This is a genomic window from Streptomyces sp. HNM0574 (assembly GCF_012726235.1).
Lineage (GTDB): Bacteria > Actinomycetota > Actinomycetes > Streptomycetales > Streptomycetaceae > Streptomyces.
Window position 1 is genome coordinate 59,924 of record NZ_JAASAH010000007.1, and the last position, 23,274, is coordinate 83,197.

A 23,274-nucleotide genomic window follows, 5' to 3' on the forward strand; every position below is an offset into this window, starting at 1 on the left:
CCACTTCAGGCGGGGACCGCACCCCGCCGCGCGCCCGCCTCCCCCTCGCCCTCGCCGCCCTGACGGCCGTCCTGGCCGCCGCGATGCTCGGCGGGCTCGCGCTGGGCGCGGTCCGCGTACCGGCCGACGAGGTGCTGCGCATCGTCACCGGCGAGGCGCCGCCGGGACCGTTCACGACGATCGTGCGGGACGTCCGGCTGCCGCGGGTGCTGCTGGGCGCGATCGTCGGCGCCGGGCTCGCCGTCGTCGGCACGGTGCTCCAGGCGCTGGTGCGGAACCCGCTCGCCGACCCGTTCCTGCTCGGCATCTCCTCCGGCGCCTCGACGGGAGCGGTGCTCGTCCTCGTCCTCGGGGTGGGCGCGGGGGCGCTCGGCATGCCGGCGGGCGCCTTCGTCGGCTCGCTCGGCGCGCTGCTCGTCGTCTGGGCGATGGCCCGCAGGGGCGGCAGCATGACGACCGGGCGGCTGGTGCTCGCGGGAGTCGCCGTGCAGTACATCCTGTCGGCGGTGACCAGCCTCGTCCTGGTCACCGCGGCGCGGGCCGAGCACATGCGGGAGATCCTCTTCTGGACGCTGGGCGGCCTGGGCCAGGCCCGCTGGGACAGCCTGCCGCTGCCCGCCGCCGCGCTGCTCGCCGGCCTGACGGTGCTGGTCCTGCTGGCCCGCCCGCTGGACCTGCTGCTGGTCGGCGAGGAGGGCGCCACCGTGCTCGGCCTGCACACCGGACGGTTCCGCACCGGGGTGTTCGTGCTGGCTTCGCTGGTGACGGCGGTGCTGGTGACGGTCAGCGGGGCGATCGGCTTCGTCGGGCTGATGGTGCCGCACGCCGCCCGGATGGCCGTCGGCGCCGGGCACCGCGCCCTGCTGCCCGTGGCCGCGCTGGCCGGCGCGGCCTTCCTCGTCCTCGCCGACCTGGCGGCCCGTACGGTCGCGGCGCCGCAGGAGATCCCGGTCGGCGTGCTGACCGCGCTGACCGGAGGACCGTTCTTCCTGTGGCTGCTGCGCCGCACCACCAAGGCGGAGGGAACCGCATGACCACCGACCGGGAACGGGCCGCCGACCTGCGCGTCGAGGACGTCGGCTTCCGCGCCGCCGGCGGCCGTCCACTCGTCGACGGGGTCTCGCTCACCGCGCGCCCCGGGCGGACGGTCGGCGTCGTCGGCCCGAACGGCAGCGGCAAGACGACCCTGCTGCGCTGCGTCTACGGCACCCTGAAACCCACCTCGGGACGGCTGCTGCTGGACGGGCGGGACATGGCGGAGCTCGGCCCGAAGCGGCGCGCGCGGCGCGTCGCCACCGTGCCGCAGGACGGCGCCGACGGCTTCGGCCTGACGGTGCGCGAGATCGTCGCGATGGGCCGCTCGCCGCACAAGCGCTTCTGGGAACCGGACGGCGCGGCCGACGAGGAGCTCGTCCGGCACGCCCTCGCCCGGGTCGGCGCCGGAGCGCTGACCGGCCGCCCCTTCGGCGAACTCTCCGGCGGCGAACGCCAACGCGTCCTGCTGGCACGCGCGTTGGCCCAGCAGCCCGCGCTGCTGATCCTCGACGAACCCACCAACCACCTGGACGTGCGCTACCAGTGGGAGGTCCTCGCCCTCGTCCGCGCCCTGGGCACCACCAACCTGATCGCCCTGCACGACCTCAACCTCGCCGCCTACCACTGCGACCTGCTGTACGTGCTGGCCAAAGGCCGCCTGGTCGCCTCCGGCCCGCCCCACGAGGTCCTGACCGAGGAATTGCTGGCCGAGGTCTACGGCGTACGGGCCGAGGTCACCGTCCACCCCGTCACCCGGGCCCCGACGGTCGTGTACCTCCCGCCGGACACCGCCCCCGCGGCGGTGCGCCCGTGAACTCCCCCGCCACACCGGACCTTTCGGCAACCCACGGCCCCCGCTACCGGCTCCTGCACGGCCCGCCCCCGGACGGCGAACACGGCGACTGGCTCCCCGCCGACCGGCTCCTCTCCCCGGGCGCCCCCGAACTGGCGCGCCTGCTGGAGAGCGAGCACCGGGGCAGCGGCCACCGCACCGCGCACGCGGCGGCGCTGACCCTGATCGCCGTGTACGCGGGCCGGGTCACGGCGGCCGCCGTACTGCGCTGGGCCCTGGACGGCCAGGTGCCCGACCTGCGCCCGCGCAACGTCCTCGTCCGTCCCTCGGGCCACGGCATCGGCGGCGTCCGGGTCCGCAGCCCGCGCCTGCTGGAGCCCGGGCTCGCCTCGCTCCACCGCTCCGTACTGGACGGCCACCTGCTGCCGCTCGCCGACGCGCTGCACACCCGCACCCGCGCCGGGCTGCGGCAGCTGCGCGGCGGCGTGGCGCACGGCTGCGCGACGGCGCTGTGCGCCGCCTCGGCGCCGGCGGAGGAAATGGCCGCCCGCTGGGCCGAGTTCGTGGCCCGGGCACCCGGCGGCCTCTCCCGGCTGGGCGAGGTCGAACGGGTCGTCCGCGCCGACGGGACCGCCCGCGCGGTCTACCTCCGGCGCACCTGCTGCCTCTTCCACACCAGCGCCGAGTCCGTCCGCTGCGCCAGCTGCTGCCTCACCCCGCGTACCGAACGGCTGCGCGCGTACGCACGGCGGACCTGAGCGCGTGCACGGGCAGGCCTCCGGATGGCGTAGAGTGAGGTTCACCGACGCGGGGTGGAGCAGCTCGGTAGCTCGCTGGGCTCATAACCCAGAGGTCGCAGGTTCAAATCCTGTCCCCGCTACTCACGAAAGAAGCCCCCGGCCATCCGGCCGGGGGCTTCTTTCGTGTTCCCTGCGCGCGGCCGCCGTCGGCCTTCGCCGTCCTCGGGCCCGCGGTGAACCGCCGCGCTGACGCCGGTCCCGGCGCCCCTTGCGTTAGCCCGCGTGTGCAAGTATTGTCGATGCATGTAAAGGGCGTGCGCATCTACCGCCGGTGCCGCGCCGCCGGACCCCGGCCCCCACCCCGTACAGAGGACCCCCATGTCACTCAAGGAAATCCTCCCCGGCCGACTCGGCTTCGGCACGGCGCCGCTGGGCAACATGTTCCGCGCGATCCCGGACGAGGACGCCGCCGCCACCGTCGAGGCCGCCTGGGACCAGGGCATCCGCTTCTACGACACCGCCCCCTTCTACGGCGCCGGCCTCGCCGAGGAGCGCCTGGGCAAGGTGCTCGCGGACAAGCCCCGCGACTCCTACGTGCTCTCGTCCAAGGTCGGCCGCGTCATCCTCGACGAGCACGAGACCGAGCTCCCCGACTTCGGCGAGAAGGGCGGCCTGTTCGAGCACGGCAACCCGAACAAGGTCCTCCACGAGTGGACGGCCGAGGCCACCGAGCGCTCCATCGAGGGCAGCCTCAAGCGCCTGGGCACCGACCGGCTCGACATCGTCTGGGTGCACGACATCGCGCAGGACTTCCACGGCGACGCCTGGCTGGGCACGTTCGAGGAGGCCCGCACCGGCGCCTTCCGCGTCCTCTCCCGGCTGCGTGAGGAGGGCGTCATCGGCGCCTGGGGCCTCGGCGTCAACAAGACCGAGCCGATCGAGCTGACCCTCGCCCTGGACGAGCCGCAGCCCGACGGCTTCCTCCTCGCCGGCCGCTACACCCTCCTCGACCACGACCACGCCCTCCAGCGCCTGCTGCCCATGGCACAGGAGCAGAACGTCGAGATGGTCGTCGGCGGCCCCTACAGCTCCGGCATCCTCGCGGGCGGCACCCACTTCGAGTACCAGGAGGCCCCGCCGGAGATCATCGAGCGGGTGAAGCGCCTCAGGGCCCTCACGGACGAGCACGGCATCAGCATCAAGTCCGCCGCCCTCCAGTTCTCCCTCACCCACCCGGCCTCGGCCGCGGTCATCCCCGGCGCCACCCGGCCCAGCCGCATCGCCGAGGACACCGCCGCCCTCGACGAGACCATCCCGGCCGCCTTCTGGACCGAGCTGCGCGCGGCCGGCCTGGTCAGCCCGGCCGCCCCGCTGCCGCACGGCGCCTGAACCCGTACTCCGCAGGAGAAAGACCAGGGCCTCGACTTCCGTCAGCCGCGTCGCCGCCGCACACCCCGGACTCCCGCCACCCGCCCCTTCCTGACGCCCCGTCCACCCAAGCCGCCGGAAACGACGCAGCGCCCGGGCCCACTTCGGTGGGGTTCGGGTGCTGCGCCGACGTATAACCCCGTGCCCCCTTGGCGCCTGGCCGTCTACGCGGTTGCGGCACGCCACCAGGGGCGGCCGGTCAGAGCGGGCAGGACGGCGCCGATGGCGGTCACGAGCACCGCCAGGCGCTGGGCTTCGACCCTGGCCGAGGGGTGCCGAAAAACCCCCGGCAACGACCACCACGGGCTCCCCGAGTCAGCACTCCGCTGCATCCTCGAACTCCTCACTGTGCAGCGCTGCTTCAGCACATGTGGCGCGAACGGGGCCGCCCCCGGCGAGTGCTGGCGAGGTTCCGCGGCACCGCGGGTCAACTCGGCCGAGAAACCCGGGCAGGTCTCGGCCGGCACGGCCGTCGAGGAGCCCGTGCCCGCAGATGGGCCCGCATGAGGGTGCGAAGGTCGTCCCGTTCCCCGGCCCGAGCCACCGGGGCAAAGAAAAAGACCAGGTCAGCGATGTGCTGACCCGGTCTCAGTCTGTAGGCCGTGTGGGACTCGAACCCACAACCAATGGATTAAAAGTCCACTGCTCTGCCAATTGAGCTAACGGCCCGCCCCCGCAGCATAGCCCGCGCACCTGTCGCGCTACGAAGGCATTCCCTCTTTCAGGAGGGGTCAGCCGTTGCGCTTCCAGCGGGGCTTGTCGTTGCGGCGCTCGAAGGAGCGGCCGCCGCCGCGGTGGTCACTGCCACGGTGCTCGCCGCCGCGGTGGTCGTCCCGACGGCCGTAGGGGCGACGGTCGTTCGGGCGGCTGTCGCGGCTGTCACGGTTGTGCGGACGGCGGTCGTCCCGACGGTCGTCACGGCGGAAGCCGCCACGGTCGTCCCGGCGCTCGCCGCGCTCGCGGTCGTCACGGCGGAACCCGCCGCGGTCACCGCCACGGTCGCCACCGCGGTCGTCGCGACGGTCGTCACGGCGGAAGCCGCCGCGGTCGTCACGGCGCGGGCCCCGGTCGTTGTCCCGGCGCTCGCCGCGGTCACGGTCGCCGCGGTGCTGCGGACGGCCGCCCCGGTCGTCCCGGCGGTCGTCACGGCGGAAGCCGCCACGGTCGCCGCCGCGGTCACCACGGTCCCGCTCCTCGCGCTTGGCCGCGTCGCGGCGCTCGCGCTCCTGGCGACGCTGCTCGCGCCGCTCCTCCTCGATCGCCTCGGCCTCCATCTCGGCCTTCAGCGCGGCCGCGGCCTCGGCGACGGCCTCGTCCGGGTCCTCGCCGCGCTCGCGCGCCGCGCGGGCCGTCAGCTTCTCCGACTCCTCGCGGAGCTCGGCGGCGCGGCGCTGCGCGCGCTCCAGCTGGCGGGCCAGCTGCATGGCCTCGCGCTCGGCCTGCTTGGCGGTGTTGGCGGTGGACTCGGCCTGGACCTCGGTCAGCGAGCGGGCGCCGGTGATGCGGGCGACGTCCTCGTCGAAGACGTCACCGCGGCCGATGATGTGGCGCGAGGCGTCGACGCCCGCGTCCTCCATCAGCCGGAAGATCTGGCGGCGCTGGTGCGGCAGGGCCAGCGAGACGACGGTGCCGGACTGGCCCGCGCGGGCCGTACGGCCGGAGCGGTGCAGGTAGTCCTTGTGGTCACCGGCGGGGTCGACGTTGAGGACGAGGTCGATGCCGTCGACGTGGATGCCGCGCGCGGCGACGTCGGTGGCGACGAGCACGTTGACCTTGCCGTCCTTGAAGTCGGCGAGGGTGCGCGTCCGGGCGCCCTGGGTCATGCCGCCGTGCAGCGCGTCGGCGCGGACGCCGGTCTCGCAGAGCTGCTCGGCGACCCGGTCGGCGCCGAGCTGGGTGCGGACGAAGATGATCGTGCGGCCCTTGCGCGCGGCGATCGCCGAGGTCACGGGGGCCTTGTCGCGGGGCTTCACGATGAGGACGTGGTGCGTCATCGTCGTGACCGCGCCCTGGGCCGCGTCCACCTCGTGCGAGACGGGGTCGACGAGGTACCGGCGGACGAGACCGTCGATCTCCTTCTCCATCGTCGCGGAGAAGAGCATCCGCTGGCCGCCCTCGGGGACGAGGTCGAGCAGCTCGGTGACCTCGGGCAGGAAGCCCAGGTCGGCCATCTGGTCGGCCTCGTCGAGGATCGCGACCTCGACGTCGTCCAGGGAGCAGGAGCCGCGGTTGATCAGGTCGCGGAGGCGGCCGGGGGTGGCGACGAGGATGTCGACGCCGCGCTCCAGGGCGGAGATCTGGTTGCCCATGGAGGTGCCGCCGCAGACGACCTTGAAACGGAGGTTGAGCACGTCACCGTACGGCTGGAGCGCGTCGGAGACCTGCATCGCGAGCTCACGGGTCGGGGTGAGGATCACGCCGCGGGGGCGCTTGCGCTCGGTGCGGCCGTCGACGAGGCGGGCCAGCAGCGGCAGACCGAAGGAGAGGGTCTTGCCGGAGCCGGTGCGGCCGCGGCCGAGGATGTCCTTGCCGCCGAGGGCGTCCGGGATGGTGGCGGCCTGGATCGGGAACGGGGTGGTCACACCGTTCTGCGCCAGCTTGCGGACGACCGGCTCGGGGAGACCGAGATCGGCGAACGTGACGGTGGGCTCGTCCTCGGGCAGGACGGCGGTGTCAGGCGTGGTGATGGACATGCGAAATGCGAAACCTTCCGGAGTCATTCGGCACGCGCCCAGAACTCCGTGAAGTCGCAAAAAACCGCCTCAATGCGGTCAACCACGGTCGGCAGGAACGCGCCACGCGGCGCGCTCTGAGATGGCGCCGGGCAAATGGGATCAAACGATCTACCAGCATACGCACCCAGCGACGCACGGCGCAAATGGGCGACCTCCCCCGCACCGCGCCCCCGTGACCCCGGTCACCCGAGTTCCCGCGCGCCGGAACCCTGCCGTCTCAACTCCCGCCCGGCATACGGCAGTTGCTCCGTACCGGACGAGCGTCCGAGGCGTACCTCACTCGCCGCCCGAGGGGGAGCCGCCCGACGACGGCGACTCCTGGGACGGCGACGGCTCCGGCTCGCTCTCCGACGGCTCGGGGACCGGCGACGACGGGTCCGGGCTCGGCGGCGTGGAACTCGGCCGGGGCGAGGGCGAGTTGGACGGCTCGTCCGGCGACGGCGGCCGCGTGCTCCCGTCCCCCGGGGAGGGCCGGGGCTCACCGCCCGTCCCCGCCTGCACACCGTCCGCACCGCCCCCGGAACCGGCCACCGGCGCGTCCGGCACCGCCGGACCCCCGCCCGTCCCGTCCACCGACCCGGCGGAACCCGGCACCCCGGCCGCCCCGCCCACCGAGGCACCGCCGGACACCTCCCGCCCGCTGTCGGCCGACGGCCCACCACCGCCGGAGGGCCGGTCCGCCCCGGCACCGGCCTCGTGCCCGGCCGGGACGGTGGCCTCGCGCGGCCCGTCCTCGCCGGAGACGGTCATGCACCCGCTGACGGTCACCAGCAGCAACGCGCTCGCGGCCGTACGGACGGCGACCCGGCCCGCGGGGGACGGGCCCGCAGAAGAGCGGCGGGCGGCAGCGGGGCTGGCGGTACGGCTGGGGAACGGGCGCACACGGCACCTCCGGCGAGGGGGCGGGCGGCCCGGCGGGGCTCAGCGGCGGCCCGGCGGGCCCGGGGGGCGCAGTGCCCAACTCCCGCTCACCCCAACAGGTCACGCGTCAGCGTCAGCCCCAGGAACACCGCGCCGAGACCGACGAGCAGCGAGGCCACGACGTTCGCCAGCGCGAGGAACCGCCGGCCCCGCTCGGCCAGCCGCAGCGTCTCGTAGCTGAACGTCGAGTACGTGGTCAGCGCCCCGCACAGGCCCGTGCCCAGCAGCGCGAACAGCACCGAACCCGTCCCGGCCGCCGCGCTCGCCCCCGTCAGCACGCCCAGCGCGAAGCTGCCGACGGCGTTCACCACGAAGGTGCCCCACGGGAACACCGAGTCGTGCCTGGCCTGCACCGCCCGGTCGGCCAGGTACCGCAACGGCGCCCCGACGGCCCCGCCGAGCATCACGTACAGCCACGTCACGGCGCACCGCCGCGGGCCAGGACGGCGCGGGTCGCGGCCGCCGCGGCCCACACCGCGGCGAGCGCCCCGACCGGCGTCGCGAGGAGGTACGCCAGCGCGGCGCCAGCCGCGGCGGGGCCGCGCTCCAGCAGCAGGGCCACGTCGACCGCGTACGTCGAGAACGTCGTGAAGCCGCCCAGCACACCCACCCCGAGGAACGGGCGCACCAGCGGGTGCGCGCGCCCCGCCCGGCCGCCCTCGCTGACCAGCACCATGAGCACACCGATCAGCGCACAGCCGAGCAGGTTCACCACGAACACGCCCCACGGGAAGCCGCTCGCGTCCGGCGGCAGCAGGCGGGTCAGCCCGAAGCGCGCCAGGGCGCCCAGCGCGCCGCCGGCCGCGACCGCCCCGAGCACGCCCCAGGCCCGGCGCCCCTCCGTCTCCGCGCGCTGCGCGGGAACGTGCAGGTCGACGTCCGGGTCGACGGCCTCGGGCGGGGGCGCCGCACCGGCGCCCGGCACGCTCACCCGTACCCCAGCGCGTGCAGCCGCTCGTCGTCGATGCCGAAGTGGTGCGCGATCTCGTGCACGACGGTCACCTCGACCTCCGCGACGACCAACTCCCGCTCGCCGCCCTCCGCTTCGACCATGCGCAGCGTCGGCCCGCGGTAGACGGTGATCCGGTCCGGCAGCACGCCCGCGTACCACTCGCCGCGCTCGGTCAGCGGGGTTCCCTCGTACAGCCCGAGCAGCTCGGGGTCCTCGGGCGGCGGCTCGTCCTCGACGAACACCGCGACGTTGTCCATGAGCCTGGTCAGCTCGGGCGGGATCCGGTCGAGCGCCTCGGCGACCAGTTCCTCGAAGTCCTCGCGCGTCATCTCCAGCACGCCGCCATTGTCGGCCACCCGGGTTCCCCCGCGCAGGGGCCCTCGCGCCCGGTCCGCATAGTCGCCCCGCCGGAGGGGCATACGGGGCCACATGGCCCGCGACGCCGGAAAGCCCCAGGAAACGGGAAGAGCTCAGAAGCGCGATAGACGCGACAGAGGGGACACCCCGCGCCGCCTCCCCGAGCCCCGCGCCGTGGCCGCCGCGCTCACCGCCCCCTTCGTCCGCCGCTACCGCGCGCTCACCCCCGCCCCGCGGCTCACCCTGGAACGCCCCGCCCACCCGTACTGGCGGGCGCTGCGCCTCGTCGCCGTCACCCTGCTGGGCGCTTGGCTGGGCCTGCTCGTCGCCGGAGCCGTCGCCACCCCCGTCGGGCCGGTGGACACGACGATGGCGCTGCGGCCCTCAGCGGACGGCGGCACCACCGTGAACGTCTCACCGCTCGGCGCGCTCGAACTCGACAGCCACCGCGCCCCGCTCCGCCTCGACGTCGACCTCGACCAGATCGACCAGGAACGCGCCGCCGCCCTCGTCGACCGCCCCGAACGGCTCCGCGGCCTGGAGGCGGAGATCACCACCGACGTCCGCTCCGGCACCGCCGACCTGGCCGTACGCGCCGCCGTCGCCGCCGTGCTCGGCGCCACGACGCTCGGCCTCCTCGTCCTCCGCCGACCCCGCCGGGCCCTCGCCGCCGGAGGGCTCGCGCTGGCCCTGATGGCGGCCTCGGGCGCGGCCGCCTGGGCGACCTGGAACCCGAAGTCGGTACTGGAGCCGCGCTTCTCCGGCCTGCTGGCCAGCGCCCCGTCCGTGGTCGGCGACGCGCGCAGCATCGTCAGCGACTTCGACGTCTACCAGCAGGAACTGGCCCGCCTGGTGACCAACGTCTCCAAGCTGTACGACACCGCCTCCACCCTCCCCGCCTACGAGCCCGGCACCGGCACCCGGCGCGTCCTGCACGTCTCGGACATCCACCTCAACCCGGCCGCCTGGCAGATCATCAAGTCGCTGGTGAAGCAGTACGACATCGACGTGATCATCGACACCGGCGACACCATGGACCACGGCACCAGCGCCGAGAACGGCTTCCTCAGCGCCGTCACCGGCCTCGGCGCCCCCTACGTCTGGGTCCGCGGCAACCACGACTCCGACGACACCCAGCGCGCCGTCGAGGAACTCGCGGCGAAGTCCGGGAAGGCAGCCAGAGCCGGCAAGGGCGACCGGGTCCACGTCCTGGACGACGGCGTCCCCGTCGACGTCGCCGGACTCCGCCTCGCGGGCCGCGGCGACCCGCAGTTCACCCCCGACCGCTCCGTCGTCCCCGCGGGCGACCCGGCCGAGATCCGCTCGGGCCGCCAGTTGGCCACGGCGCTGCGCGCGCAGAAGGCCGCGGGCACCCCCGTCGACATCGCCGTCGGCCACAACCCCGTCCTGGCCCGGCAGGCCGACGGGCTGGTGCCGCTCGCGCTGGCCGGCCACACCCACCGCCGCGCCACCACCGTGCTCGACGGCGGCACCCGGCTGATGGTCCAGGGCACCACCGGCGGCGGCGGGCTGCGGGCCGTCGAGGACGAGGAGCCGCAGAAGGTCGCCGCCTCCGTGCTCTACCTCGACCGGGAGACCAACCGGCTCCAGGCGTGGGACGAGATCACCCTCGGCGGCCTCGGCCTCAGCTCCGCCGAGGTCGCCCGCCACCTCCCGGACGACGCCGAGCCGGGCACCTCCCCGTCGCCGAGCCCCTCGGGCTCCCCGTCCACCGCGCCCACCGTCCGGCCCACGGGGGTGGACGCGGAATCCACCCCGGCCGGCCCGTCCCCCGGCCCCGTCACGAGCCCGCCGGGGAGCCCCGGCTGAGGCCGCCGCCGGATGCGGACGGCAACCGTTTTGGCGAACGCTCCCGGTATCCCATATGCTTCACACGTCCCCGAGGCGCTACGGAGCAGGAACGGCGCCCAGGTGGGCCATCAGCCCTCATCGTCTAGTGGCCCAGGACGCCGCCCTTTCAAGGCGGTAGCACGGGTTCGAATCCCGTTGGGGGCACGCACAACCTGTGCGAGACTTGTCTCGCACGAGCTTGGTCCTGTGGAGCAGTTTGGAGTGCTCGCCACCCTGTCAAGGTGGAGGCCGCGGGTTCAAATCCCGTCAGGACCGCTGCGATCTCCGGATCGCGTGGCTGGGTAGCTCAGTTGGTACGAGCGTCCGCCTGAAAAGCGGAAGGTCGCCGGTTCGACCCCGGCCCCAGCCACCGCAGCCCTACCAGGGCTTGAGCCCCCTCCGAAGGCTTTCGGAGGGGGCTCTTTCGTGCCCGTGACAGCACCAACTGACATCAGCCGCTCAGCAAAGGGCTTCGTCCAGCTTCTCCAGCGCCCGCCGCTTCTCGTCCAGCGAGGCGTGCGCGTACACCCCCATCGTCACGTCCAGGTCGCTGTGCCCCGCGATCTGCATGACCACGTGCGGCGGCACCCCGAGATCGAGCAGCAGCGTGACGCAGGTGTGACGCAGGTCATGAAAGCGGTGCGTGAGCCCGAACTTCCGGCGCACCGGCCCCCAGCTCCGACGCAGGTTGTCGGGCTCGTACGGAGTGCCGATCCGGGACGGGAAGACCAACCCGTGTTCCCTCCACTCCATGCCGGCGTCCGCGCGCTCCTGCGCCTGACGCTCCCGATGCTCCGTCAACGCCCGTGCGGCGAGGGACGGGAGAGGCAGGGTGCGGACTGAAGTCCGCGTCTTGGGCTGGACGATGCGGAGTTCGCCCCCGACTCGCTGAAGGTTGGTTGCCACCGTGAGCGTGCCCTTCTCCAAGTCGACCGCGTCCCAGTACAGCCCGAGCAGTTCGCCGCGGCGCATCCCGAGCGTCATGGCAAGGACGTACAGCGCGTACATCCGGTGCTCGTGCAGCTCCTTGAGGACGAGCTTCGCCATGGGGGCGGAGAGACCCTGGCCCGTGCCGTACGTCGGCGTGGTCACCTGAACGAGCTTGGCCACGTTCCTCGTGATCAGCTCCTCCCGCACGGCGTGCTGGAGCGCGTTGCGCAGCACCGCGTGGATGACCTGCACCATGCGCGGGGACAGCGTCGCGTTGCAGCACTTCTTCACCGTGCAGCACTTCTCGTCGCGCCCCTGGTCCCAACCGTGCTTGCAGCACTGGCACTCGATGCGCACGCGGTTGACCCAGGCCCGGACCTCCTGGGCCCGCAGGGTCCGGATCTTCTTCTTCCCGAGACCCGGGACGAGGTGCGTGCGGACCACGCTCTCGTACCCCTGGTACGTCTTGGGCCGACGGTTCGGCTTCACCTCCTCGGCCAGCCAGTACCGGAGGTACTGCGCGACCGTCGAGTTCGTGTCCGGGATCGGGACGCCACTGTGCTCCATGGAGTGCAGCTCCACGAGCTTTTCGTGCGCCTCGTCCCAGGTCTTGCCGTAGACGAACTTCCTCTTCCTGACGCCGGATGCCGTGGTCACGTAGGCGGCCGCCATGTACCGGCCGTCCTTGCGAAGCGTGATGGAACCCGCGCCGTTGGGGTTCCTGCGTCCTCGGGGCATTACGCGGCTTCCTTCATCTTGTTGTTCATGTACGTGGCGAGGGCGTCGGCGGGGATACGCCGGCAGCGGCCCTCCTTGAAGCTGGGGAGGGCTCCGGAGCGGATGAGGTCGTAGACCTTGAAGCGGCTGAGCCGCAGAGCCGTCCCGACCTCGTCGACGGTGAGGGCTTCGTGCGTCGGGGGAAGTGCGACCTTCATGCGGTTGCCTCCTCGGCACGGGGAGGGCTGTCCCCTCCCCGTTCTCAGGTCTGCTGCGCCGGCGGTGCGGCTGGCGCGGCCGGGGGGGGGTGGGGCAGCACGTGCCGGGCGGCGCCGTGTGTCCGAGGTTCGGATTTCTGCGTCATCGCGTCACCTGCGTCACTTCGTGGCTCTGAGCTGCGGGTTTGTGGTGACGCAGGGGGTTTGGGGCGCGTCACCGGTGACGCAGGCCCGCGTCCCGGTGACGCGGGTGACGCGGGGTGACGCAGCCGTGGCCGTCCTGCGTCACCGGTATCGCGGCAGGTCAGGCGCCGTTTGTGGTGCCTGGGTGACGTGGGTGACGCAGGATCTCTTCTCTTAGGAAAAAGAGAGGGGGTGTCTGTTGTGGTTGTGGTGCGCGTTACGGCGTGAAGAAGGAGCCGCTTCGCGGCGCGTCCTTTGGGCGGCGCGTGGCGCCGAACAGCAAGAAGAGCACCCCGTTCCTTCGCGGGCGACGTCGTGCTCTTCTTGCCTGTGTCCGAACCGGCGCCCCGGTCAGAGCAGCGATGCCTGCTCGGACACGGCCCGGGCCGCCGTCCGGGACATCTCGATGTACCGGCTCTTGTTGATGCGGCCCCAGTCGATGAGGACGCCACGGGCGGCCAGGGTCGGCTGAAGACGCTTGAGCCGGTCGGAGAGCACCTTGCCCGTGGTCGGCCAGCCCTTGGGCAGGGGCCGGAGCTCGTCCCCGGTGTAGAGCTGGGTGAGGGCGTGCAGCCACTCCGAGGACGTCATCCGCTCCTGCGTGCCCGGCGTGAGGCTGGCGGCGTGCTTGAGGACGGTCTGGGCGAGGAGGTCGCCCTCGATGACGTCGTCGTTGAGGTCGTCCAGGCTGGCCCGGTAGGCGGCCAGGGACTTGAAGCCGGTGGCGGCGTCGAGCTGGGCGCACAGGTGGGCGAAGTCGGCCATCCGCAGGTCGGTGGGGATGTCGGCTTCGGCGGCGCGGACTTGGACGGTGAGGTCGAGGAGGGAGCCGAGGATGACGGGCAGGGCCTGTTCGTAGTCCGCCCAGAGTTCGGCCTCGGTCCGCCGCACCTTCGGCCGTTCCAGGCGGAGGGGGAGGAGGCGTTCGGCGAGGTCGGGGCGGATGACGCCGACGTCGATGCCAGTCATCAGCAGGGGGCGGCGGTAGCCGACGCGGTAGACGTCCCCGTCGGTGTGCAGGGCGCGTTTGGTGTTCTCGGCGCCGGTGACGATGCAGCACATCGCGTCCGACAAGTCCGGCGTCAGGTGGCTCAGGTTGTCCAGGGCGGTGACCCATCCGGCCGCGACCGGCACGATCAGGTTCTCCTCGTCCTTCGGGGCGCGGCGCAGGTCCCCGCTCATGCCCTCGATGATCCGCATGAGCATGCGGCCCGCCGTGGACTTCCCCGCCCCCTGGGGACCGGTGAGGAACGGGGCGGGCACGGGGACGTGCGGGCCGAGGCAGCCGATGAGCCAGGCGATGGCCAGGCACTCGGTCTCCGCGCTGGCGAAGTTGGTCAGCCGCAGCAGCAGGTCGATGCCCTTGCCGTCCGTGTCCCTTGCCGGGAGGGGGAGTTCGCCGGTGAGCTGCGTGCGCCGCCAGCACACCTCTTCCGGGGCCGGGGTGAGGATGTCCCAGCCGGTGGGGTGGATGCGGACGGACTGCCCATCGCTACGGCCCAGGTCCAGCCACGTCGCACCGTCCGTTCCCGGGGCGACGCGGATGTGCACCTGCTGCGCGGGCTGGTTCATCGCGAGTGCTTCGATCAAGTCCAGGGCCTCCTTGAGGGCGGTGCCGTTGAATACGCCGAGGCCGTCTCGGAAGAGGCCGACCATGAGTTCCTGCCGGTGGCTTCCGGATGTGCCCTGGGAGCGGATCGGGCGGGCCACGGGCTGGCCGTTGCGCTGGGCGTAGACGGTGCCGTCGGCGGTGCGGAAGTACCGGAAGTGCGCCTGCGCGTACTCGGCGATGACCTCCCGCGCCGGAGTCTTCTCCTCATCCGACATCGGCTACATCCCCAACCTGGCACGGGCGTTGGCCCACGCCTCGGTGCAGTGCCGGGCGCTCTCGCCCCTGGCCTGCGCGGCCGTGAACAGCCGAGCGACGTGGCCCTCGGTCAGGCAGCCGCACCGGCCGTGCGCGGACAGCACCGCCAAGAACGTGCCGTACACGGTGTTGTGCACCGCCCCGGACGCCTCGCTGATGCGCTGCTCCGCCATGGCGATGCCGCGCTCCAGGAACACCGGCGTGCGGTGTCGGCACTGCCCGCCTGCGGCCTGCCCCGGCACGGTGACAGTCAGCGGCGCGGGGCGGGCCGTGGGTTCCTTCACGGCCAGCGCGCGCACCGCGTCCGGCAGCTCGGCCAAGAGGCCGGTGCCGGGGCCGAGCCAACGGACGTAGGACATACGGGACTTGACGTCCACGCCGTCACGGACCGCGTTCGCCGAAGACATGGCGCCCCGGTAGATCCAGTGCTCACCCCGCGGCGAGCGCACCGTCCGCGTCGCCGGGAGCGCGGCACGAGCCCAGGCGACAGCCTCCGCGTGGTCGAGGTCCACGACCGTGAGACCGGCGCCGCCAGGGTGGTACGCCACCGCCGCCGCCTCACGCCACGCACGCGCCCAGGCCGGGGAGGTGAGGACGTGCGGGTCGGTGGTGGCGGCGGCCCAGCCGTGACACGGGGCCGGGCACCTGCACTCGCCCGCGACGCGCATGTTCGGCCGGCCGCCACACGCGGCGCCGGTGCAGTCGGAGCAGTTTCCGACCGGCAGTTTCCCGGCCCTCAGCGGCAGCACCGGCACGCCGACGGCTGCAAGGCGAAGAGCGGCAAACCGGTGCTCCTCTTGCGGTGACGGCGAGCGGACCTCTCGCCGGATGTCGGTGGGTTGGGTCATGCTGGATGGCCTCCAGTTCTCTTGGGTTCTGGCAGACGAGGGCGGCCCAGGCTTTGGCGAGACGTGGGCCGCCCTCGGTGTTACTGGGCGGCGCGGCGGATGAGGCTGGCGACGACCGCGACGGTCGACCAGTCCCAGCCCGCGAGCCACTGCACGATCCGCGCGTCGTAGGTGCCCAGGTGCACACCGGCGGCGTCGAGTTCGGCCAGCAGCACCGCGTGCTGCTCCTCCTGAGAGGTGAAGCCGCGCGGCTCGGCATCGAGCGGGCCGTCGGGGACGGAGTCCATGACGCTCCTTCCAGAGATGTGAGAGCTGGTGCTCTCGGTGCGGGCTACTCGCAGGTGCAGTCGGGGCGTTCGCTGCTGCCGTTGGCGCCGCAGCCGCAGCAGTGCGGGTAGGTGTAGGTCTCGCCGTCGTCGGACGGGAGGCACAGCTCGCAGTCGATGAACTCGGACTCGTCGTGCACGGGTGTGGCTCCTTCAGCAGGGTCGTTCTCGGGGCCTGTGGAGGGGTGCGGCGGGGGTCGCTGTACCCCCTCTACGGGGCGCTACTTCGCAGGTCAGGGCGCGTCTACGGGGGGATCTACCTGGGTAGCGGGCCCCGTCTACGGGCGGGGGTGGGGTAGCGGGGTGTCGGAGGGGGTCAGGAGGCGGTTTCGGTAGTGGGGGTGGCCTCTACCGGGTTGGTGGCGCGGGCGGCGAGGAGGAGTTCTTCGGGGACGGCGGCTTCGAGGTCGGAGCGGCGCCATCCGGCGAGGTTCTTGCCCTCGACCTTGACCTGGCGGGTGGTGCGGGTGACGCCGGCGGCTTCGAGTTCGGTGGCGAGGCGTTCGGCGTCCCAGTCGCCGTAGCGGTCCTCGTCGGCGTTGACGAGCCGGTCCAGCAGGGTGGTGGTGTGCATGCGGTCGGCGTGCCGCATCACGTCCAGGCAGTCGGAGAGGACGGGGGCGATGACGATCCCGGCCTGGTCGGCCTGGGCGGTCACGTCGCCCGCGGCGTCGCCGGCGATCTGCCCGAGGGGTTCGCGCAGGGCGCGGCCCTTGAGGCACAGCGCGTTGAACTCGGAGGTGGTGAGCATGTCGTTCTTCACCGTCGCGTAGCTCGCGGGCCCGGTGACCAGCACCGTGACGCCCTTGTGCTCCTCGGAGAGCAGGGAGGCGTCGGCGCCCATAGCGGCCTTGCCCTGCCCCAGGACCATGTCCGAGGAGGTCTTGTCGGTGACCTGGGTGCAGCAGCGGATGGTGATGATCTCCCGCAGCTTTGTCGGCACGGACTTGGCGTCGGGGCGCTGGGAGGCGTAGTTGGAGATGAACCCGGCGGCCGGGCCACGGCGGGCGATGCGGCCGAGGTCGTCCACCACTTCCTCCCGCTCCTGATCGCTCATCGCGAGGAAGGCTTCTTGCAGCTCATCGACGGTGAGGAAGATGAACGGCATCTGGTACTTCTCCACGATCTGCGGCGTGAGCTTGCCCTCGGGGCAGATGGAGGTGGGCAGGCCGCGGAAGAGCGCGAAGCGGCGTTCCATCTCGGCCAGCAGTTCCTTGAGCATGGCCTTGAACGCTTCGATGGCGTCCTGCTCGGCCCCCAGGACGAGGCGGGCGGCGACGTGCCGCATGCCCATCCAGTCCTGCCCGCCCTTGAAGTCCGCGACGTAGTGCCGCACCCACGGGTCGAGCAGTCCGGCGGCGGTCATCAGGCGCTGGGTGAAGGTCTTGCCCCGGCGGGGCAGGCCGCCGAAGAACATCGACTGCCAGATCACGGGCACGTCGATGCGGTTGCCGCGCGCGTCCTGCCCGAAGGGGACCGCGTCCCAGATGGAGAACTTCTCCATCTTCGCCAGCGGCGAGGGCACAGGCGAGGCCAGGTAGGGGTCGTCGTCGGCCACCCACAGCGAGACCCGGCCGGCGTTGCCGCCCTTCGCCGCGCGGACGCGGGACATCACCAACTGGATCTCGTCCACGCCCAGTTCCTGGGCGAGGACTTCCCGTTTGGCCAGCACGTCCGAGGCGGTCTTGCCGCCGCCGCGGGGGAGGTCGAAGACGACCGCCCAGCCGCGGCCGTCGCGGACCGGCCCCATGACGCAGTGCACCTTCGGGCCCTCGTCCTCGCCCTTGCCCGGGGCCTTGAGCAGCCCGGCGGCGCGCAGGGCGTCGTTGAGCTGCTTGGCGGACATGTCCACCTTCAGCGGCGGCGTCCCCTGGTCCAGCAGCTGCGTCTCCTCGCCGCGCCCGAGGTAGGCGAGCGGGGTGACCACAGCCGCGGCCACACCGGCCTGAAAGACCGGATCAGCGAGGTAGACGCCGGCCGCGGCGGCGGCGACGCCGATGGCGGCGATCCCGAAACGCCACCGCCGGGTCTGGGTACGGGCCGCGTGGGCGATCTGATGCCGGATGGCCAGCTCCACATCCTCCGGCCGGGCCTTCGCCTCCGCGCGCAGGGCCTTGACCGTGCCGGTGTGTTCCTGTGCCGAGAGGGTGGGCCAGATGCCCTTGACCGCCCGGTAGAAGCCGCGGCAGGCCAACAGCACAGCCTTCATCAGGTACTTCGGCACCCGCACGCCGTGGTAGCGCGTGTGCCACCACGTCAGCCGCCCCAGCGCACCCAAGTTGGCCCGGATCGACTTCCACGACTGTGCCCACGCCGGCAGCACCGGAGCATCCGGCACGGTCAGCCAGTCCGCGAGGGGGTTGTCCGCCCGGTCGACCGCCTCCACCTCGCCCGCCCCTTCCTCGGGCGCGGTGCCGGACGGGGCGGGCTGCTTGACCAGGCTCACCTTGGGCGGCGTCTCCTCGCGGGAGGCGCGGTGTTCATCGAGGTCGTGCACGGTGCCCATCTCGTGCGCCTCCGCGATCTGCGTCATGCTGGGCTCCTCCTGTCTCGTCTACGCGCGGGGTGGGGGCCCGGGGCGACCGGCATTGCTGGCAGGCACCGGCGGTCGCCCCGGGGGCAGCTACTTCTTGCCGTCCTGCTCGCGCTCGCGGGCACCGTCCAGGACGCGGTCGATCTTCTTCTCCCAGTCGGACAGGTCGGCGCCCTCGGCGAGGGACTGCTTGCACATCCGGCCGGTGTAGTAGGCGATCTGGGACTTCTCCTTGGCGGTCAGCTTCGGGTCAGCCACGGGCTTGAACTCCTCTGGTCTCAGCGGGACTTACGGGCGCGGGAGAGGGTGTCGGCGGCGGCCTGGCCGTCCTTGCCGCCCACGGTGCGGATGACGGTCACGCCGCCCCACACCACGAAGGCGACCAGGAGGGCGAGGACCGCGAGGTTCGCGGCCATGGCGGTCAGCACGCCGACGAGAAGGGGGCCGAAGTACACCCCCGCGGCGACCGTCCCGGCACCGATCCCGGTGCCGAGCGCGATGCGCTGCGTGGTGCGGTCCGGCGGCGCCTGGTGCACGTGCACCACCTGCGGCGACTGCGGTTGGCTGGTGAGCGGCACCGGCTGGTACACCCCGGCCGAACCGGTCGGATAGCAGCCGCAGGTGGCGCTGTGCTGGTGGGCGGGCAGAAGGTCGCTCATCGCTCCTCCTCGAATTTCAGGGCGAGAAGAGAGCGCCCTGAGCGGGATCGGGTTCGTTGCGGGCGCGTCGGGCGGTACGGCAGGCGGTGGCGTGGCAGGGGCCGCACCACGCCCGCAGCTCGGCGCGAGCCGCGAGGGTGGGGGAAAGGGTGGGATCAGCGGGGGCCGCGAGCAGCCGGTTGCGCTGCGGGCCCTTGTCGGCGGGCCGGTCGTGCTCACGCGAGCACCGGCCCCCGCCCTGGGTATGGTCGGCGCCGCAGGCCCCGGTGCACTGGCACCGGTAGCCGGCGACCCGCATCACGCGCCGCCACTGGCGAGCGCAGACGATCGGCTCACTCATGCCGCTATCCCGCCCTCGTCCACGCGGACGGCGTTGCCGAGCAGGTGAACCAAGGCCATTTCGGCCTGCTGCGGGACGACTCCGTTGCCCAGGGCGGTGAGTTGCTGGGTGCGGGTGAGGCCGGGGACGTCGGTGACGTGGCCGGCCGCCAGGCCCTGCATCCATTCGACGAACGCGGGGTTCAGCCGATCTCGAAGGTCAGTTGCTCGGGGTGCTGCCCGTCCGGTGACGTGCTCCCACCGTCGGATCGCGGGGGCGTAACGGCCCCACACAGAGTCGGGTTGCCCCGCCCGTAGGTGGGGCTGGTGCGGTCCCCGTCGGACGCGGTCGGTGTCGGCAGCAGGTTCACCACGACTTCGTTCAGGGGTCGGGCGTTGCGGTCCATCAGGTTCGATCGGCCCGACTTCCAGTCCCGGGCTGCCGGCGTCGGTAGGAGCGAGACGGCCGTGCGCAGGTCGGGGCCGCCCGTCCCGTGTCGTCCGGGCCCGTTGGTGTCGGAGGTGCGGGGTGTCGGCAGCAGCGACGGCGAGGAGGAAGAGCCGCCGGCGGCCGTGCGGGGCGCCGACGTCGGACGCGGGTACACACACCCATTCCGCATCGAACCCGAGGCGGGCAAGGTCGGCGAGGACGACATCGAATCCTCGTCGAAGGTGCCCTGCGACGTTCTCAAACACCGCGTAGCGGGGTCGTAGAACGCCAAGGGCACGGGCGATGTGGGGCCAGATGTGCCGCTCATCCTCTACTCCCTTCCGGAGCCCGGCGGTGGAGAACGGCTGACAGGGGTAACCCCCGCACACCACATCCACCGGCTCGACATGGCCGAAGTCGGTGACGGTCAAGTCCCCGAGGTTGGGGACGTCGGGGTGATGGTGGGCAAGGACGCGGGAGGCACCCGGGTCGGGATCTGCCACCCACACCACATCGCCGCCCAGGACGTCCTGGACGGCCATGTCCAGGCCGCCATATCCGGTACACAGCGAACCGATCCGCAGCGGCGCCGTCATGCCGCCGCCTTTCCCTCGGCGCGTTCGGCACGGAGGGTCTCGCGCAGCCCGCGGGCCTTCTCGGCGGAGGTGCGGACGGCCTTGCGGATGGCCTCGGCGGTCAGTTCCTCGGTCGACCAGTCGGCCGTCAACTTCCGTGCCTCGGTGAGGAGTTGGTCGGGTGTGCGTCGGGGGCGGGTCGACTTCGCGGCGTCCGGGACGACCGTGGTCGCCCGTCGCGGTCGGGTCGACTCGGCGGGCACCGTGGCCCGGGCCCGGGGCGGCTCGACCGGCTTCACCGGGTCGACCGGCTCAGGCAGCGCGAGCGGCGCCCGGGCCACCGCGAGAGCGGGGGCCGGAGGGGCGGACTCTTCCAGCTCAGGGGTCGACTCCGGGCCGACGGGTTCCGTAGTCTCGGCCGCTTCGGTCGGGGACGGTTCGTCGGCCGACTGCCCGGGGGTGAACATCGACTGCAAGGCGGCGTTCGCACCGCCGGTGACGCGCTCGCGCTGGATCTCCAGCAGTCGACCGCCCAACGTCGAGTCGCCCGACCCGACCTTGCGGGCGAGCTTCCACGACTTCAGTTCCGACTCCGCGCGGACGTCCTCATCGGGGTGGTTGGCGGCGCAGGCCCGGTGGTAGGCGAGTTCGCGGACGAGGGCGGCGGCGCGTTCCTCGGCCTCGGCGTCGCGCCCGTCCTGGTGGACGACGATGCGCCGGGCGAGGAAGGCCATGCCCTCGGCGGAGACCGTCATGCCCATCGGCGTGACGGCGTAGATCACGGCCTGCCCCAAATCCGTGGCGGCCGTGCAGGCCATGGCCGAGGCGGCGGCGGGCAGGACCCACAGCCCGATGCGGATCACCAGCGGGGAGGACTGACCGAGCATCGTCAGCCCGAGCAGCACCAGCGCCAGCACAGCGGTGGCACCCTCGCCCGCGGCGACCGCGCCCACCGCCGTGCCCTCCCCGTACTTCGCGGAGATGTTGCTGAAGGTCCCGATCCCGCCCGCGACGCCGGTCGCGAGCATCGGCGCGAACGCCAGCCCCAGCACGATCTTCTGGAGCGTGCTGAGCGGATTTCCCTCGCTCATGACGCGCCCCCGAGGGCGATCGCGGCCGTGATGCCGAAGAGGACGCCGGCGAGGCAGATGAGGTCGATGGCGCGGCGCAGGTTGCCGAACTTCGCGACCGCGATCCGGGCCAGGGCCTGGATGTGCTCGGCCCGCTGGTCCTGGGCCAGATCGGCGCGGATCTCGCCGGGGGCGAGGGTGGCCCACTTCGGCATGCCGACCCGGCCGGACAGGTTGGGGCGGACGGTGCGCAGCAGCAGACCGGCCGCCGCCGCGAGAGCGATCACGCCCAGCACGCCGACGGCGGCCGCCTCGGTCGGCAGGGTCACGTTGGTGGCCACGCTCACCGCGCCGGCCAGCAGCGCACCGGCGAACGCCAGCAGCAGCGACGACTTGGAGTCGGTGCGGGAGATCTCCGCCTTCACATCCGCGTGAGCCGCAGACAGCGCCGCATCCGTGTGGTCCTGGTTGGGGTTCATGAACGGCCTCCCGTACGAGCGTTGTGGCGGTGCCAACCGGCGAACTGCAGGGCGAATCCGAGAGCGGCGGCGAACATCAGCCGCTGGTTGCCGGTCACCATCGCCCCGACCGCACCCGCGGTCGCCAGCACGATGCCGACCAGGACGAGGACGAGCGCCAGGCCCTTGAGCGGGTTCGGAGTGGGGCTCATGCCGCCGCCCCCGTCTCCACGCCGTTCGCGGCGTCACGGCGAGCGGCCAGCAGCTTCCGGCGGGCCCGGCGGATACGCCGCTCGTCCAGCTCGCTCGCGGGCCGGTCAAGGGCCACGATCTGCGCCTCCAGCAGCGCGACGCCCGCCTCGATGACGGGCATCTCCCGCTCGATCGCGTCCAGCTCCGCGACCGTGGGCTCACGGTCGGGGACATCGGCGGTAACGACCGCCTCAACAGCTCCGATGTACCTCATGACGGGTCGTGCTCCTCTCTGGTGGAACGGCCCAGCACAGCGGCCCCGGTGTTGCCTCACCGGGGCCGCGCGCAGTTTCTGGGGATGCCGGCGATATGCCGGAGCGCCCCGGTCGGGATTCGATCCCGCACCCTCACGGCTCCTGCCGGGGCTGGTTCAACAAGTTGCCGAGGGTCAGCGACGCAGCAGCTTCGCGAACCCGCTCGCGAACTCCTCGATGAACTGGTGGCTACGAGCGGCCTCCAGGTCGTCCTTGGTGTAGCCGTACTTCTTGATGTCCTGCCGCATCGCGTACTCGGCCTCCTGCCGGGTACCCCCGGCCCGCAGAACGCGCTTGGTCGTGGTCGCCAGCTGCTCGGCGACGATCTCGCCACGGGACTCGAACATCGGGGCTCCTCTGATGTGGTTGGAGAGTGCTCATCAAGCGGGCAGGCGTGCCGAGTTCGGCGTCCTGCCCGCATGACGAGTGGCAGCACGGTGGGGAACATCAGGCCCCGGTCTGCCTCTCGCAGGTGCGGCATCCAGACAGGCCCTTTCCAGGTGCCCGTGTGCCGCCCTAACGCGTCTCATGCGGAGGCTGCCGAGGTCATCGCGCCCATCTGCCGGACCAAGCCGGTATGGGGATGCGCCGCTCGCTCGGCCGGCCGCCCCAGGTCTCCCCGAGATACGGCCACCGCCCGCATGCCCGGGGATGTCCTGGCCTCCCCGGCCGCCATTCAGACCTGCACAACAGGCCGGTACACCTCAAGCAACAACCGCTTCCTTCGGGTCCGACAGCAGGCACCTAGGCCCACCACCTCGCCCTCCGGGCTAGGCATTGCACCCGGTGAGACCGGAGCCTCATCTGGTGCGCACCAATAGAAT

Annotated in this window: 26 protein-coding genes, 5 tRNA genes and 1 pseudogene; 9 read left to right on the forward strand and 23 right to left on the reverse strand. The window is 72.6% G+C overall.

Features of this window, described 5'->3' with window-relative positions:
- The first annotated feature begins 83 nt into the window (after window positions 1-83).
- The 5 genes from HCC30_RS14465 (at window position 84) to HCC30_RS14485 (ending at window position 3,957) form a co-directional block, all read left to right on the forward strand.
- Window positions 84-1,034 (forward strand): iron ABC transporter permease, encoded by a 951-nt coding sequence (locus HCC30_RS14465; RefSeq protein ID WP_169443124.1) that lies wholly within the window; start codon window positions 84-86, stop codon window positions 1,032-1,034.
- Window positions 1,031-1,849, forward strand: a complete 819-nt coding sequence (locus HCC30_RS14470) for an ABC transporter ATP-binding protein (RefSeq protein ID WP_169442927.1) — start codon at window positions 1,031-1,033, stop codon at window positions 1,847-1,849. Before HCC30_RS14465 ends, HCC30_RS14470 begins: the two co-directional genes overlap by 4 nt.
- Window positions 1,846-2,586 (forward strand): hypothetical protein, encoded by a 741-nt coding sequence (locus tag HCC30_RS14475; protein WP_169442928.1) that lies wholly within the window; start codon window positions 1,846-1,848, stop codon window positions 2,584-2,586. Before HCC30_RS14470 ends, HCC30_RS14475 begins: the two co-directional genes overlap by 4 nt.
- A gap of 48 nt (window positions 2,587-2,634) precedes the next feature.
- A tRNA-Met gene (locus HCC30_RS14480) sits at window positions 2,635-2,708 on the forward strand.
- Window positions 2,709-2,946: 238 nt separating this feature from the next.
- Window positions 2,947-3,957 (forward strand): aldo/keto reductase, encoded by a 1,011-nt coding sequence (locus HCC30_RS14485; RefSeq protein ID WP_169442929.1) that lies wholly within the window; start codon window positions 2,947-2,949, stop codon window positions 3,955-3,957.
- A gap of 635 nt (window positions 3,958-4,592) precedes the next feature.
- Here the strand turns inward: HCC30_RS14485 and HCC30_RS14490 are convergent.
- The 6 genes from HCC30_RS14490 to HCC30_RS14515 form a co-directional block, all read right to left on the reverse strand.
- Window positions 4,593-4,665, reverse strand: a tRNA-Lys gene (locus HCC30_RS14490).
- Between the two features lie 62 nt (window positions 4,666-4,727).
- Window positions 4,728-6,689, reverse strand: a complete 1,962-nt coding sequence (locus HCC30_RS14495) for a DEAD/DEAH box helicase (protein WP_240979596.1) — start codon at window positions 6,687-6,689, stop codon at window positions 4,728-4,730.
- Between the two features lie 318 nt (window positions 6,690-7,007).
- Window positions 7,008-7,613: a hypothetical protein gene (locus tag HCC30_RS14500; RefSeq protein ID WP_169442931.1), complete on the reverse strand. Its 606-nt coding sequence runs from the start codon at window positions 7,611-7,613 to the stop codon at window positions 7,008-7,010.
- A gap of 86 nt (window positions 7,614-7,699) precedes the next feature.
- Window positions 7,700-8,074 (reverse strand): fluoride efflux transporter CrcB, encoded by a 375-nt coding sequence (gene crcB / locus HCC30_RS14505; RefSeq protein ID WP_169442932.1) that lies wholly within the window; start codon window positions 8,072-8,074, stop codon window positions 7,700-7,702.
- Window positions 8,071-8,523, reverse strand: coding sequence for a CrcB family protein (locus HCC30_RS14510; RefSeq protein WP_206323859.1), 453 nt, complete (start codon window positions 8,521-8,523; stop codon window positions 8,071-8,073). The genes crcB and HCC30_RS14510 overlap by 4 nt, the downstream gene beginning before the upstream one ends.
- Before the next feature lie 56 nt (window positions 8,524-8,579).
- On the reverse strand, window positions 8,580-8,942 hold the full coding sequence (locus tag HCC30_RS14515) for a metallopeptidase family protein (RefSeq protein WP_346776643.1): 363 nt from the start codon (window positions 8,940-8,942) through the stop codon (window positions 8,580-8,582).
- A 262-nt stretch (window positions 8,943-9,204) separates the two neighbouring features.
- On the opposite strand from HCC30_RS14515, the gene HCC30_RS14520 reads away from it, so the two are divergent.
- From HCC30_RS14520 to HCC30_RS14535, 4 genes are all read left to right on the forward strand, one after another.
- On the forward strand, window positions 9,205-10,791 hold the full coding sequence (locus HCC30_RS14520) for a metallophosphoesterase (RefSeq protein ID WP_240979612.1): 1,587 nt from the start codon (window positions 9,205-9,207) through the stop codon (window positions 10,789-10,791).
- A 113-nt stretch (window positions 10,792-10,904) separates the two neighbouring features.
- Window positions 10,905-10,977 (forward strand) — tRNA-Glu (locus HCC30_RS14525).
- A gap of 36 nt (window positions 10,978-11,013) precedes the next feature.
- Window positions 11,014-11,088: transfer RNA gene (locus tag HCC30_RS14530), tRNA-Asp, on the forward strand.
- A 20-nt stretch (window positions 11,089-11,108) separates the two neighbouring features.
- Window positions 11,109-11,182: transfer RNA gene (locus HCC30_RS14535), tRNA-Phe, on the forward strand.
- 89 nt (window positions 11,183-11,271) lie between these two features.
- Here the strand turns inward: HCC30_RS14535 and HCC30_RS14540 are convergent.
- From HCC30_RS14540 to HCC30_RS14610, 17 genes and pseudogenes are all read right to left on the reverse strand, one after another.
- The gene (locus HCC30_RS14540) at window positions 11,272-12,480 is read right to left on the reverse strand and encodes a site-specific integrase (protein WP_169442934.1); all 1,209 of its coding nucleotides are present in this window, start codon (window positions 12,478-12,480) and stop codon (window positions 11,272-11,274) included.
- Window positions 12,480-12,677, reverse strand: coding sequence for a helix-turn-helix domain-containing protein (locus tag HCC30_RS14545; RefSeq protein ID WP_169442935.1), 198 nt, complete (start codon window positions 12,675-12,677; stop codon window positions 12,480-12,482). The genes HCC30_RS14540 and HCC30_RS14545 overlap by 1 nt, the downstream gene beginning before the upstream one ends.
- A 534-nt stretch (window positions 12,678-13,211) precedes the next feature.
- Complete coding sequence (locus tag HCC30_RS14550; RefSeq protein WP_169442936.1) at window positions 13,212-14,687, reverse strand: ATP-binding protein; 1,476 nt, start codon at window positions 14,685-14,687, stop codon at window positions 13,212-13,214.
- A 3-nt stretch (window positions 14,688-14,690) separates the two neighbouring features.
- Window positions 14,691-15,575, reverse strand: a complete 885-nt coding sequence (locus HCC30_RS14555) for a bifunctional DNA primase/polymerase (protein ID WP_169442937.1) — start codon at window positions 15,573-15,575, stop codon at window positions 14,691-14,693.
- 80 nt (window positions 15,576-15,655) lie between these two features.
- The gene (locus HCC30_RS14560; RefSeq protein ID WP_169442938.1) at window positions 15,656-15,862 is read right to left on the reverse strand and encodes a hypothetical protein; all 207 of its coding nucleotides are present in this window, start codon (window positions 15,860-15,862) and stop codon (window positions 15,656-15,658) included.
- Window positions 15,863-15,906: 44 nt separating this feature from the next.
- Window positions 15,907-16,041 carry a hypothetical protein gene (locus tag HCC30_RS29015; protein ID WP_277347990.1) on the reverse strand — a complete coding sequence of 45 codons (135 nt, stop codon included), beginning with the start codon at window positions 16,039-16,041 and terminating at the stop codon, window positions 15,907-15,909.
- Window positions 16,042-16,217: 176 nt separating this feature from the next.
- Window positions 16,218-18,434 (reverse strand): DUF3631 domain-containing protein, encoded by a 2,217-nt coding sequence (locus HCC30_RS14565; protein WP_169442939.1) that lies wholly within the window; start codon window positions 18,432-18,434, stop codon window positions 16,218-16,220.
- 90 nt (window positions 18,435-18,524) lie between these two features.
- On the reverse strand, window positions 18,525-18,692 hold the full coding sequence (locus tag HCC30_RS14570) for a DUF6257 family protein (RefSeq protein ID WP_169442940.1): 168 nt from the start codon (window positions 18,690-18,692) through the stop codon (window positions 18,525-18,527).
- 20 nt (window positions 18,693-18,712) lie between these two features.
- Window positions 18,713-19,093: a DUF6251 family protein gene (locus HCC30_RS14575; RefSeq protein WP_240979597.1), complete on the reverse strand. Its 381-nt coding sequence runs from the start codon at window positions 19,091-19,093 to the stop codon at window positions 18,713-18,715.
- A gap of 16 nt (window positions 19,094-19,109) precedes the next feature.
- Window positions 19,110-19,433, reverse strand: coding sequence for a hypothetical protein (locus HCC30_RS14580; protein ID WP_169442941.1), 324 nt, complete (start codon window positions 19,431-19,433; stop codon window positions 19,110-19,112).
- The gene (locus HCC30_RS28640) at window positions 19,430-19,594 is read right to left on the reverse strand and encodes a hypothetical protein (protein ID WP_240979629.1); all 165 of its coding nucleotides are present in this window, start codon (window positions 19,592-19,594) and stop codon (window positions 19,430-19,432) included. Before HCC30_RS28640 ends, HCC30_RS14580 begins: the two co-directional genes overlap by 4 nt.
- A gap of 408 nt (window positions 19,595-20,002) precedes the next feature.
- A pseudogene (locus tag HCC30_RS28645) lies at window positions 20,003-20,437 on the reverse strand (DNA cytosine methyltransferase); the annotation flags it as partial.
- On the reverse strand, window positions 20,434-21,507 hold the full coding sequence (locus HCC30_RS14590) for a conjugal transfer protein (protein WP_169442943.1): 1,074 nt from the start codon (window positions 21,505-21,507) through the stop codon (window positions 20,434-20,436). The pseudogene HCC30_RS28645 and the gene HCC30_RS14590, both read right to left, overlap by 4 nt.
- On the reverse strand, window positions 21,504-21,965 hold the full coding sequence (locus HCC30_RS14595; protein ID WP_169442944.1) for a Pycsar system effector family protein: 462 nt from the start codon (window positions 21,963-21,965) through the stop codon (window positions 21,504-21,506). The genes HCC30_RS14590 and HCC30_RS14595 overlap by 4 nt, the downstream gene beginning before the upstream one ends.
- Window positions 21,962-22,156, reverse strand: a complete 195-nt coding sequence (locus HCC30_RS14600; RefSeq protein WP_169442945.1) for a hypothetical protein — start codon at window positions 22,154-22,156, stop codon at window positions 21,962-21,964. Before HCC30_RS14600 ends, HCC30_RS14595 begins: the two co-directional genes overlap by 4 nt.
- Window positions 22,153-22,410, reverse strand: a complete 258-nt coding sequence (locus HCC30_RS14605) for a DUF6284 family protein (protein ID WP_169442946.1) — start codon at window positions 22,408-22,410, stop codon at window positions 22,153-22,155. Before HCC30_RS14605 ends, HCC30_RS14600 begins: the two co-directional genes overlap by 4 nt.
- Before the next feature lie 174 nt (window positions 22,411-22,584).
- On the reverse strand, window positions 22,585-22,797 hold the full coding sequence (locus HCC30_RS14610; protein WP_169442947.1) for a hypothetical protein: 213 nt from the start codon (window positions 22,795-22,797) through the stop codon (window positions 22,585-22,587).
- Window positions 22,798-23,274: the final 477 nt, after the last annotated feature.

Coding starts and splice junctions, on each gene's coding strand:
- HCC30_RS14465 (WP_169443124.1), top strand. CDS start 84: ATGCTCGGCGGGCTCGCGCTGGGCGCGGTCCGCGTACCGGCCGACGAG.
- HCC30_RS28640 (WP_240979629.1), bottom strand. CDS start 19,594: ATGCAGGGCCTGGCGGCCGGCCACGTCACCGACGTCCCCGGCCTCACC.
- HCC30_RS14610 (WP_169442947.1), bottom strand. CDS start 22,797: ATGTTCGAGTCCCGTGGCGAGATCGTCGCCGAGCAGCTGGCGACCACG.
- HCC30_RS14600 (WP_169442945.1), bottom strand. CDS start 22,156: ATGAGCCCCACTCCGAACCCGCTCAAGGGCCTGGCGCTCGTCCTCGTC.
- HCC30_RS14485 (WP_169442929.1), top strand. CDS start 2,947: ATGTCACTCAAGGAAATCCTCCCCGGCCGACTCGGCTTCGGCACGGCG.
- HCC30_RS14560 (WP_169442938.1), bottom strand. CDS start 15,862: ATGGACTCCGTCCCCGACGGCCCGCTCGATGCCGAGCCGCGCGGCTTC.
- HCC30_RS14590 (WP_169442943.1), bottom strand. CDS start 21,507: ATGAGCGAGGGAAATCCGCTCAGCACGCTCCAGAAGATCGTGCTGGGG.
- HCC30_RS14540 (WP_169442934.1), bottom strand. CDS start 12,480: ATGCCCCGAGGACGCAGGAACCCCAACGGCGCGGGTTCCATCACGCTT.
- HCC30_RS14550 (WP_169442936.1), bottom strand. CDS start 14,687: ATGTCGGATGAGGAGAAGACTCCGGCGCGGGAGGTCATCGCCGAGTAC.
- HCC30_RS14470 (WP_169442927.1), top strand. CDS start 1,031: ATGACCACCGACCGGGAACGGGCCGCCGACCTGCGCGTCGAGGACGTC.
- HCC30_RS14605 (WP_169442946.1), bottom strand. CDS start 22,410: ATGAGGTACATCGGAGCTGTTGAGGCGGTCGTTACCGCCGATGTCCCC.
- HCC30_RS14495 (WP_240979596.1), bottom strand. CDS start 6,689: ATGTCCATCACCACGCCTGACACCGCCGTCCTGCCCGAGGACGAGCCC.
- HCC30_RS14545 (WP_169442935.1), bottom strand. CDS start 12,677: ATGAAGGTCGCACTTCCCCCGACGCACGAAGCCCTCACCGTCGACGAG.
- HCC30_RS14565 (WP_169442939.1), bottom strand. CDS start 18,434: ATGACGCAGATCGCGGAGGCGCACGAGATGGGCACCGTGCACGACCTC.
- HCC30_RS14555 (WP_169442937.1), bottom strand. CDS start 15,575: ATGACCCAACCCACCGACATCCGGCGAGAGGTCCGCTCGCCGTCACCG.
- HCC30_RS14575 (WP_240979597.1), bottom strand. CDS start 19,093: ATGAGCGACCTTCTGCCCGCCCACCAGCACAGCGCCACCTGCGGCTGC.
- HCC30_RS14580 (WP_169442941.1), bottom strand. CDS start 19,433: ATGAGTGAGCCGATCGTCTGCGCTCGCCAGTGGCGGCGCGTGATGCGG.
- HCC30_RS14595 (WP_169442944.1), bottom strand. CDS start 21,965: ATGAACCCCAACCAGGACCACACGGATGCGGCGCTGTCTGCGGCTCAC.